A 10,634-nucleotide genomic window follows, 5' to 3' on the forward strand; every position below is an offset into this window, starting at 1 on the left:
TCCGCACGTAATCCTTCACCACCGTGTAGCCGCCGGCAAAACCGTGCTCGTCCCGAAGCCGCTCGAAGATCCGCTTCGCCGTATGACGCTGCTTCACCGGCGAGGTCCGATCCTCACCCAGGATCGCATCGATCACCGGCAGCAGCGGACCCAGCTTCGGCTTCTCAACAGGCTTCGTGCGCGTATAGCCCGGAGGGATCGAGAACCGGCACATCTTCGCGATCGTCTCGCGGCTCAGTCCGAACACGCGAGCCGCCTCGCGGCGGCTGTGCTTCTGATTGAAAACGAAATCGCGAACCGCCGCGTAAACCTCCACAGCGAACATCCTCGCCGACCCCAAAAGGGATCAGCCTATCCAGTGGACGACTTTTACGCCGCCCGCGCCCGCATAACCGCCGGCGCTTCTCTGGATGGTTTTCTCACCGCCATGCACACTGCGTCCGTTGCGTCCGACGGGGTCGGACCGGACGCAACGGACGCAATGCATCGGCTCGCTTCACTCTCCCGCGCATGCGGGGTCGGATGCGTTCACGCGGCAAGGAACGAGCCAGCCGCGGCGCGAGGGCACACGGATAATGAGCGGATGTCAGCGCTATCGCGTGAGCCCGAACGGACCTATTCTTCTTCGACGCAGCCTGCATCAACCGAAAGCGTGATGAGCCGAGTCCGATGCTTGTCGGGAGCCAGACGGTGCTCGATCTCGATCCCGCGCCGGCGCAGGACGGGCGCCAGCCGCTGGAGTTCGATCGAGAGGCGTTGACCGTTGGGCGGCAGCGGCTGGAGGCGCCTCTGCTGCTTCGTCCGATCGCCGTCGAGCCGTTCGAGGAGCTGCGTCGCCGTGCCCGTCCACGAAGAGGTTTCCGACATCATCTCGACGATCGCCATGCCGAGATCGTCGACCTGAAGGATGTCGGCGTTGCCGGCCTCGATGTTGGCGCCGTAAGCCTCCATGAAGGAGCCTTCGGACCAGTGGGTGCGCTCGATCGCGCAACCCCACTCCGCAAAATCCGCCATCCGCGGCAGATCGGCGAGCACCGTGTCAGGCAGTCGCCGAAGGCCCTGCACGATCACCTCGACAAGCCCGGTCATGATCGCGGGCGCGTCCTGCTCGAACCGCTGCCAGAAGGCCTTCTTGGTCAGGCGCCGGCTCTTCGGAATGACCGGCACCTCGATGAAGATGGTCCGGTCCACCAGGTCCGGCCGGGTGACGACGCTGCCGATGCCGTTGATCAGGATAGGCCGCATCGCCTCGAACACGACTTCATCGGAATCGGTGAACAGCCGCCGCCGGCCCTCTTCCTCGCCCGTAGCCAGGCGCGCCAGGCAATCCGACATCGCAGGTGAGATGTAGGACACATTATCGTAGGATAGCAGGTGCGAGAGACGGGCCGAGACATCGAGATTCTGCTTCGACGCCGGCAGTGCCCGGCCGCCGGTCCGGCGCCCGTCCAGCAGATACCGCAGCACCGCCGCAGCGGTCGTCTTGGCTGAGCCCTGCTCACCCGAGAGCGCCAGGAGCGGATACGGCCCCGCCGGCCTCATCGAGAATGTCAGCCAGGCGACGATCAGCTGGAATTGGACGTCGCTGACATTGAGGTGACGGCGCAGAAGACCGAGGTCACCTGCAGCGGCCGGCTCGACCAGCGCGCCGGACGAAGAGCGGAACAGCGCGGGCGGAGCGGCCGTGACCTCGAAGCCGCCGGGCGTAATCGTAACCGCCCGCCGCATGCGGCCACCGAGATCGAGACAGATGCCGTCGGGGATGGGCGCCGTCCGCAGATGAAGCGCCCTCTCCTCGCCTTCCAGTGCCTTGTCGATCAGGGCCTGGAGAGCCGCGCCGAAGGCCGCCTTGCCGAGGAGGCGGCTCGTTTCGGCGAAAAAGCGCCTGCGGATGAGGGCGCCGAACTCCCGCGAGCGCAGGGCGATGATGCGCGAGGCTCCCTTGTCCGAGAAGACCGCATAGGCCTCGCCCTCGCTCTGGAACGGAACGAGATCGTCCTCGACGAGCGACAGCGCGAACTCCCCGTCCCCGACGCGCTTCGCCGCCTCCTGCTTCTGCTTCGTCGTCGGCGGATCGTCCGGAAGCGGCTTTTCGCGCCCGAGCCCGAGCAGCTTGTCGCGCAGGATACGGGAGGACTCGAAGTCCGTCGCGTTGAAGCGCTCCGGCTTGCCGTCGCGGTTCGGCTCCTCAGCCGGCGGATAGTGATCCGGTGTCGTCATGTCGTGTTCCGTCGTGTCGTTGCTTTCGACCGGGCAGGATCCGGAAAAGCCCTCCCCGCGTCCCGGCGTTCCCAGATTCCCACCGGCGGCGAGAAGCCAAGGCCGCGCCGTCAGTCGCGCGAACCGCCGCGCCGCGGCCTCGTCGGCCGGGAGCCCTCCGGAACCAGAACCGCGGCCGTACAGGCCTCGAAGCGTTGCCAGGTGGCGGCACAGGTCGAGCCGATCGCAGCCGCCGCGGCATGACGCGCCTTGACAGCGTCGAGTGCCGCGCGACGCCTTGAGATCTCGCGATCGAGATTGTCCTTCTCGGCCGCCAGGGCCTTGTCGAGGCTCGCCAGCGTCAGGCCGGCCGCGTTTCGATCTTGAAGTAAGCGGATAAGGGATTTGAGGGTCGCTGCATCGGTGGCGAGGAGCTGCCGACGAAGCTCGAGCGGAGCCTTCGACAAGGCCTCCAGGCCATGGGCGAGGCCCGAATGCGGATTGGTGGTCTCGGCCGCGAGCGTGACCAGCCAGTCGAGGCGCGCCAGGCGCTCTTCTGCCGGCAAGTCGCCGAGCAGGCGAACGAGATCCTTCAGCGCCGCGACGCGATCGCCGCGGACCAGCGCGGGAGTATCGAAGCTGAGGCGTCCTAGCCATGACAGGTTGTTGTCGGGAACGGGACTGCGCACCACCTCGACGACGAAGCTCAGCGCCTGCGCGCCGACGCTGGCGCCGGCGATGAGGTCGTCCTGCGTCATCCGCTCGGCGTCAGAGACATGCCCCCGAACCACGCGTGCCAACCGGGCATCTGCGGCACTGACGAGGCTGTAGCCGGTCATCGGCAACAGGCCGATGACCCCCACGGCAAGCGCGGCGCCGAGCAACATCTGCGGCAACCCTGCGCGCCACAGGCGCAAGGCCAGCCGCCCCAGGCGACCGCGATCGGCATCGCCCGGCTCACTGAGGCGGTCCCAGCTGGGAACGCTCTCCTCGAGCTCCCGGATCCGCCGGTCGAGATCCTCCCTGGCCACGTCACGCCCTCCCGGTCGCAGCGTTCAGAGCGTCACCGAAGGACTGGGCCTGCGCACGCAGCCAGCGCGCGAGGAACAGCTGGACCGGGCGCTCGAACACGCCGATAGCGTCCTGCCGATCCTCGGCGTCCTTGATCTTGCCGAAGCGCCCGAACGCGATGTCAGCGAAGGTCAGGCCATAGCCGACCGCTTCGTCCGACCAGCGCGGGCCAGCGTCCTGCATCTCGATCTCAATCACGCCGCAGGACAGCATCTCGGCTCGCGCCCGCTTCGCAAGCCAATGCCCGAACTGGCCCGTGCGGCCCTGGCCGGCATTGCGGACCGCGATCACCGCCATGTCGTCGGTCTTGACCTTGGTCACGAAGCGGTAGGCGTTGTTCTGCACGAAGGTCGACAGCGTGAGCGGCCGGACGACCACGAGCCTGACACCGATTCCGGCGAGGAAGCGAGCATATTCCGGCAGGAAGGAGCGCATCGGCGTCTCGTCGCGCGCGCCGCAGTCGATCACGGCATGGTCGAACTCGCCCGCCGCGATCCGCTCGCCGATATATTCGAGCTGGCCGGTCCATTCGACCTGATTGAGGTCGATGAACTCGGAGGCGCCGACCATCTTCATGGTCCGGTTGGCGCTGTCGGTCTCCCCGACCAAGACCTTCTTCGACGGATCCTCGCCGTTGGTCAGGGTATAGTAGAGGATCTCGGCGATCCGGCTCTTGCCGACGCCGCCCTTGTTCTCCAGGACGAGCGTGACGACCTTGGTGAAGACCGTGCCGCGGCTCTGCTGGAGATGCTCCTGATTGGACGGCACCCGCGCCGTCTCCTGGTCGACCGCGGGCAGCGGCGACTTCTTGCTGGTGTTGCTGGACATGAAGGCTCTCCTCGACGGCTGGTTGAAGAAGGGAGACGTCACCGCAGCCGCGTCGGCGTGGCGTCATCCGAGGTGTCATCAGGTTTGGAGCGCATCACGGCACGCTCCGGCGCCTTGCGTTGAGTGAGGCTCGCGCGCGCCTCTCCGGTCGCCGCAGACGTATTGTTCCGGGGCAGATCCTCGACCTGCGGCAGATCCGCAATGGCCTCGATCCGGTTGCCAATCCGCCGGAAGCCGATTGCCGCTAGCTTGGCGTCGTAGTCGCCGCACAGGATGCGCGACCGATATTGCCGGACGGACTCGCCCGAGATGTCGTCGAAGCCAGAGGCTCGCCGCAGCTTCTCAGCGATGCCGTCGAAGACAGCCTTGCTGGCACCGGCCTTGCCGCGCCCCTTGCTCGCCGTGACGATGCGATCGATCTCGGGCAGAGCTGCGGCGACGACCTGCCAGACATAGGCCGGCTTGAAGGTCCGGCTGTCCGCGATGTCATGCGCCTCCTTGGCCAGGGCGGCCCGGATCGCGTCCATGCTTCCCTCGGTAACTTCGTCGTTCTCGTCAGACATGGCGTCCTCACTCAGGTTTTGACGATCTCATGGATTCGCATTTGATGGTAATTGTAATTATGATGTAATGACCTTGCTCGATTATGTATCTGATATAGATTTGATATAATCTGATACGTATCGCGATATTATCGCGCGTATTCGAATTACAATTTGATCACGAGGATATTTGAATTCATCATAGGGCAAGTTCGTCCCATGTTTACTCGGCCGCGCCGAGACATGGATTCCTTGCCAGGGGGCTGCCGCCGCCCGTGGACCCCCGACCCGGCCAAGCCGGGTGCGCCTGACGGCGCCGGCTTCGCCGAGATCACAGGAGATCGAGATGTCCGAGAAGAACCGCTTTCCCCACGCCGTGGCCTTCAGGGTAGACGGGCAGACGCATGGCATGTTGGTTACGGCGGCGGAAGCCGCCGGCGTGTCGCCGGGCACCTGGGTCCGCACCGTGGTGCTGAAGGCGCTGGGGTCGCAGATGCAGGCACCGAAGGTTCGGCGCGCCGCAGCCAACGCCGCCCAGCTGCACGCGATCCTGGACGAGTTGAAGCCGCAGGGCCGCAACATCAACCAGATCGCCAAGATCGCGAATACGACCGGCTCGGCGGCACAGGTCGCGGCGGACATCGCAGCGATGCGCGCGGCATTGGAGTCGCTCGTCAGCCGCATCCTCGACCTGCTGCGCATCGACGAAGATGCGTGATGTATATCGAAACGATACCGCGCCGCCTCGGCGGCCTCGGCCGGCACCTCATGGACACCGGCCGAGGCTCGAACGAGCGCGTTACGGTCCGGACCGATCTGAGCCGGGACGTCTCGAACGACGTAACGCTCGCGCTGCGAATGCTGGCGGAGCCCGCTCGCCGGGTGCGCCGCATGAAGCGCGACGTTGCTCACATCGTTATGTCGCCCGAGCGCATGCTCAATGCGGACGAGCTCAATCATGTCCTTCGAACGATCGAGGAGGAGTACAACGTCCCGGAAGGCAGCGCGCGCCTGGTGGTCGAGCACCGGAAGGGTGAGCGCGCACACCATTTCCACGTGGTGTTCTCGATGGCCTCCGAGGCCGATGGAAAGGCGCTGCGCTTCGTGCGGTCCGGTGACCGCGACGAGATGCTCGCACGCCGGCTCGAACTCGAGCTCGGCGAGCCGCTCCAGCCGAGCACACGCGTCGCCCGTACGGTCGAGCTGCTGCGCAAGCGCGGCTTGCTCGACCTGGCCGAGCGCGCTGCGCAAGGTCCGGTCGCTGAGAGGGGCCTTCGCCAGTCCAAGGCCGACATCCGGCAGAACAAGCGGCTCGGCTCCGACACAGCGCTGATCGATGCCCGCCTGCGCCAAGCGTGGCGTCAGGCCACCGGCGATCTCTCGCGCCTGCGAGGCGAGCTCGGGAGCATGGGCTTTCGGCTCGCCGCAGGCGACAAGCGTATTGCCGGCGCCCCGATCGTTCAGCTCATCGATACCGAAAGTCTGAAGACGACAAGCCTGACCCGTCATCTTAATCGCCTTCGCCTTCATGGCGACGCGCCGAAGTTTCGCGAAGTCGCGATCGGCGCCAGCATCGGAGTACTGCCGCCTGTTGGGGAGGTGAAAGCCCAGTTGCGGAAGGAGGCTCCCCAGCGTAGCGCGAACGTCCTGCTCAACGAGTTCGATCACCTGATCGCCGAGATGGATACTGACGGCGAGCACGCTGAGGCCGCAAAGGCGAGGAAGGGGCGAGCCCGGCTCGCAGCCCGCCTGTCGGCGGAAGAGAAGGAGGATTTGCGGATACGGCAAGGCCGTGTGAGGGAGCATTACCGGCAGCGCGATCGCGTCCGCCGCGCCCGCGTTAACCGCGCCTTCATCGCCGCCAAGCTGTTCGCTGGCCGCGAGGTTCGTAAAGCCGCGTTCTACCTCGTGACGGTCGGCGTCATAGCGGCCGGTGCGGGGTTGATCCCGGCCCTCGCCGCGGCAGGCGTTGTGATCGGCGCGCTGCCGACCTTCCACAGCGCGAGGCGCTTGAGGTTCGCGGCCGATCGAGAGGCTAAGCTGGAGCGCGTCGAGATGGATCGGGAGGTTCAGGACGAGACCCGGACCTTCTTCCGCGAGCGGGCGATCCGTCAGAAGGTCATGTCCGAGAAAGCTCGCACCCAGCACACCCGGATGCGGATCCACCGCAATCGCCAGCGCGACGTCCTCAGGCCTGAGGCTCCGCCTCCGGCCAGCCGCCGCGCCGTTCACCGCAGCCCGACCCGCCGTAGGGGCGGGCCGGAACGCTGAAAGCGCCGTGCGGATATCAGGATGAGTGATGGGCGGCATCTCGGGATTACCACGTCGGTATCAACCCAGGTGTCATCACCGAGAGGCCCGCCCGCCGTCTCACTGTTCCCAGATTCCGACCACCCGCAACCCGTCGTCCGACGGTGTGCAAGCGCCGGTAAGGCGCTATTGCGGGTGCGGTCGGGCGCCCCGTCGAGATCCGCGCATATTCCGATCGGATCGAGTTGCGCCAGGACGGGCGTGTCGTCGGCGAGCATCCCCGCTGCTATGGGCGCGACCAGACCATCTATGATCCCTGGCACTATGTCCCGGTACTGGCTCGCAAGCCGGGCGCCCTGCGCAACGGCGCGCCCTTCAAGGACTGGGTCTTGCCCGGTGCGATCGACCGGGTCCGGCGCAAGCTCGCGGCCGTTCAAGACGGCGACAGGCAGATGGTCGAGATCCTCACCGCGGTGCTGAGTGACGGATTGTCCGCCGTCGAAGCCGCCTGCGCGGACGCTCTGCGGCAAGGCGTCCACTCCGCCGACGTGATCATCAACATCCTGACCCGGCGCCGCGAGCCGGCGGCAGCGATCACGATCATGACGCCCGATGCCTTGCGCCTGCACCATGAGCCCGCCGCCGATTGTGCCCGCTACGACAGCCTCAGGAGAGCCGTGTGATGGAACGCTCGGAGATTCTCGCCACCATGGGCGAGCTCAAGCTCTATGGCATGAAGGCCGCCTTCGACGAGATCATCGCCTCGGCGGTGAAGCGCCAGCACGAGCCGCAGCGCGTCGTCGGCGACCTCCTCGCTGCCGAGATCGCCGAGAAGCAGGCCCGTTCGATCAAGTATCAGATCACCATCGCCAAGCTGCCGCTCGCCAAGGATGTCGCCGACTTCGCCTTCGACGGAACCCCGATCAACTAGAGCGGAATCCCATCAGGTTGCGTCGTACCCTGCCGCGCTGAAGTAGTTGGCGCACTCGGCTGGCGGGAAGAGGTCGATGATGCGGCCGATGGTGTCCCAGAGGCCGCCGAGGGTTCGCTCGGCGGCCTTTCTTAGCAGCGCCTTGAGCTTGGCGAAGGCGTTCTCGATGGGGTTGAAGTCGGGACTGTAGGGCGGGAGGTAGCGCAGGTTCGCGCCGCCCGCCTCGATCATCTCACGCACGCGCGGCCCCTTGTGGCTCGACAGGGTGTCCATGACGACGATGTCGCCGGGGCGCAGTTCTGGGACCAAGACCTTTTTGGACATAGGTCTCGAAGGCGTCGCGGTTGATCGTGCCGTCGAGCACCCACGGAGCGATGAAGCCGCGAAGGGTCAGCGCACCTACGAAGGTCGTCGTCTTCCAGTGGCCATGCGGCACGCCGACCCGAAGCCGCTCGCCGCGCCGGCAGCGCCCCGTGGCGGCGAGCCATGTTGTTGGATGCCCAGGTCTCCTCGATGAACGCTAGGCGGTCGGGATCGAGGTCGAGCTGATCCTCGAACCACTCTTCACGCCGGGTCAGGACGTCGGGGCGGTCCTGCTCGGTGGCGTGCGCGGTCTTTTTTTGCGCGTAATGGCGTGCCGGGCGAAGAAGCGCTGGATCGTGCCGAAGCCGAAGGCGAGACCCTGCCGCGCCAGGCTCGCGCGAACTTCTTCGATGGTGGCGTCCCGGCCTGGACCAAGCGCCGCCATCACCGCGTCATGGTGCGCCTCGATCCGATCCGAACGCCGAGCGCCACCAAGCCGCCCGGGCCGCGGATCGCCTTGATCGCGCTCACGCTTGCGCCAGCGGCTCACGCTAGCCGCGCTCACGCCGAAACGCTCGGCCGCCTCGCGATGCGTAGCACCAGCCGCCACAGCTCCAAGAACCCGAACCCGAAGATCGACCGACAGCGCTCTCGACATGCCTGCCGGCCTCCATCCGGCAGACAGTGTGAATCACTTCACCCTTGATTTGGGAATCCCTCCCGATTCAGTCAGGTCGGGTTCCGCTCTAGATGATGCGAGGTGCGGCCAGGCCTCAGTGCCTCCGGAGGGCGTCTGCGATCGCCAAACGAAGCTGCGCTTGGCCGAAAGGCTTGGCGAGCCGAACGAAGCGGCTGCTCGTATCGGTCGGCAGCTCGGCATATCCGCTCGCGATGATAACAGGCATTGTGGGCCACCGCTTGAGCACGTCCTCGATCAGCTGGCTGCCCGTGATATGCGGCATTGCATGATCGGTGATGAGCAGCTCGAACGCGGGCTCCTCTTCAAGTTTGCGAAGAGCCTCTTGTGCTGAGTGAGCTCCCACGACCGTGTGACCGAGATCCTCCAGAAGGGCTGCGGTATTCAGAAGAACCAGCGCGTCGTCGTCGACAGCCAAGACCTTCAACGGCTTCACAGGGGCAGGCTCAAACACAGCTGCGCCAGCCACTCCCCCGGCCTCACGCGTCTGCCCAGCTACGGGTAGCCAGATCGTCGCCTTCGTCCCCTGTCCAGGGGCACTGTTCAACTCCAGACGTCCGTCAAGTTGTTCGGCCATACCCGACACCATGGAAAGCCCGAGGCCGGTGCCCTTGCCGATGCCCTTCGTCGTGAAGAACGGCTCCGATGCCTTGACCAAGGTGTTCGCATCCATACCGGTGCCTTGGTCCACGACAGTGATCTGGACATAGCCCGGCTTTTTGAGGCCGGCCGCCGCGACCTCGCTTTGCGCGGCGTTCCGTGCGTTTATGCTAATGCGACCGCCATCGGGCATCGCGTCCCGCGCGTTGACGACAAGGTTCAAGATCGCCAGTTCGAGTTGATGAGGGTCGGCGAGAGCGGGTGAGAGCCCGACTGGAAAAGCCGACTCGATCTCGATCGAGGGGCCGAGGCTACGCCTCATGAGGTCGTCCATACCCGCGACCAACTGGTAGATGTCCACGGCGACGGCTTTCAGCTCCTGCTTGCGCGCGAATGCCAGCATCCTCTGGGTCAGGACAACACCGCGTCTGGCTGCAGCAAGCGCGTTCTCGATCAGCCTTTCGCGCCTCTCCGGCGGCTGCTCCTTCCTGAGCAACTCCAGGCTGCCGATGACGGCATTGAGTAGGTTGTTGAAGTCGTGCGCGACGCCGCCCGTCAGCTGGCCCAGCGACTCCATTTTCTGAGACTGATAGAGCGCCTCACGGGCTGTCTGAAGCTCCAGTTCCGCCTGCTTTCGCTCGGTCAGATCCCGGGTGATCTTCGCGAATCCAACCAGGTCGCCAGTGTCGGTGTCCACGACGGCATCGATGATGACATGGGCCCAGAACCGGCAACCGTCCTTGCGCACGCGCCAGCCCTCGTTTTCGAACCGTCCTTCGCACCGGGCTATGTCGAGGGCCCGGCTCGGCAGGTCAACGGCGCGATCTTCTTCCGTGTAAAAGCGGGAAAAGTGCTGCCCGATAATCTCGTCGGTGCGGTAGCCTTTGAACCGTTCTGCCCCTGGATTCCAGCTGACGATGATCCCTGTCGGATCCAGCATGTAGATCGCGTAGTCGGTGATGGCATCGATAAGCAGGCGATAGCGATCACTCGCCAGAACGTCGATCTCAGGCATAGGCATCCCCCAGGTCGACCAAAAAAACCATCCGGCCGTGAACTGGATCACTCTGCGTACGTCGTCGTACGATCGGTGGAGAAATGGTCACCTGTTTCCACTATTCCATGGCGATCTCGCTGCGCTCGCCGAAGCTGATGCCTTCGCCGCCCTGCTGGCACCGCTGCGGCGCGCCGACTGGGTCGTCTATGCCAAGCG

The 10,634-nt window shown here is 65.4% G+C and carries 7 protein-coding genes and 4 pseudogenes; 4 read left to right on the forward strand and 7 right to left on the reverse strand.

Annotated features, from left to right (window positions below; genetic code table 11):
• The 5 genes and pseudogenes from BW981_RS21935 to BW981_RS21955 form a co-directional block, all read right to left on the reverse strand.
• A pseudogene (locus BW981_RS21935) lies at positions 1-325 on the reverse strand (IS21 family transposase); the annotation flags it as partial.
• Between the two features lie 290 nt (positions 326-615).
• Entirely contained in the window at positions 616-2,220 is a 1,605-nt protein-coding gene (locus BW981_RS21940) for a hypothetical protein (RefSeq protein ID WP_076443106.1), read from the reverse strand.
• A gap of 110 nt (positions 2,221-2,330) precedes the next feature.
• The gene (locus BW981_RS21945; protein WP_076443108.1) at positions 2,331-3,230 is read right to left on the reverse strand and encodes a hypothetical protein; all 900 of its coding nucleotides are present in this window, start codon (positions 3,228-3,230) and stop codon (positions 2,331-2,333) included.
• A gap of 1 nt (position 3,231) precedes the next feature.
• Positions 3,232-4,098, reverse strand: coding sequence for a P-loop NTPase family protein (locus tag BW981_RS21950; RefSeq protein ID WP_076443110.1), 867 nt, complete (start codon positions 4,096-4,098; stop codon positions 3,232-3,234).
• A 38-nt stretch (positions 4,099-4,136) separates the two neighbouring features.
• Complete coding sequence (locus BW981_RS21955; RefSeq protein ID WP_139333905.1) at positions 4,137-4,661, reverse strand: hypothetical protein; 525 nt, start codon at positions 4,659-4,661, stop codon at positions 4,137-4,139.
• Positions 4,662-4,986: 325 nt separating this feature from the next.
• Here BW981_RS21955 and mobC point away from each other — a divergent pair, with 325 nt between their 5' ends.
• From mobC to BW981_RS21975, 4 genes and pseudogenes are all read left to right on the forward strand, one after another.
• The gene (gene mobC, locus BW981_RS21960) at positions 4,987-5,358 is read left to right on the forward strand and encodes a plasmid mobilization relaxosome protein MobC (protein ID WP_076443114.1); all 372 of its coding nucleotides are present in this window, start codon (positions 4,987-4,989) and stop codon (positions 5,356-5,358) included.
• A 140-nt stretch (positions 5,359-5,498) separates the two neighbouring features.
• Positions 5,499-6,911, forward strand: coding sequence for a hypothetical protein (locus tag BW981_RS21965; RefSeq protein ID WP_139333906.1), 1,413 nt, complete (start codon positions 5,499-5,501; stop codon positions 6,909-6,911).
• A 176-nt stretch (positions 6,912-7,087) separates the two neighbouring features.
• Positions 7,088-7,573, forward strand: a pseudogene (locus tag BW981_RS21970) (IS21 family transposase); the annotation flags it as partial.
• Positions 7,573-7,818 (forward strand): annotated as a pseudogene (locus BW981_RS21975) (ATP-binding protein); the annotation flags it as partial. The pseudogenes BW981_RS21970 and BW981_RS21975, both read left to right, overlap by 1 nt.
• 15 nt (positions 7,819-7,833) lie before the next feature.
• Here BW981_RS21975 and BW981_RS22395 read toward each other — a convergent pair.
• Both BW981_RS22395 and BW981_RS21990 read right to left on the reverse strand, forming a co-directional pair.
• A pseudogene (locus BW981_RS22395) lies at positions 7,834-8,782 on the reverse strand (IS630 family transposase).
• 115 nt (positions 8,783-8,897) lie between these two features.
• Positions 8,898-10,436, reverse strand: a complete 1,539-nt coding sequence (locus BW981_RS21990; RefSeq protein ID WP_244560420.1) for a PAS domain-containing sensor histidine kinase — start codon at positions 10,434-10,436, stop codon at positions 8,898-8,900.
• Between the last annotated feature and the right edge of the window lie 198 nt (positions 10,437-10,634).

It is taken from the genome of Allobosea sp. TND4EK4 (genome assembly GCF_900156025.1).
Taxonomy (GTDB): Bacteria; Pseudomonadota; Alphaproteobacteria; order Rhizobiales; family Beijerinckiaceae; genus Allobosea.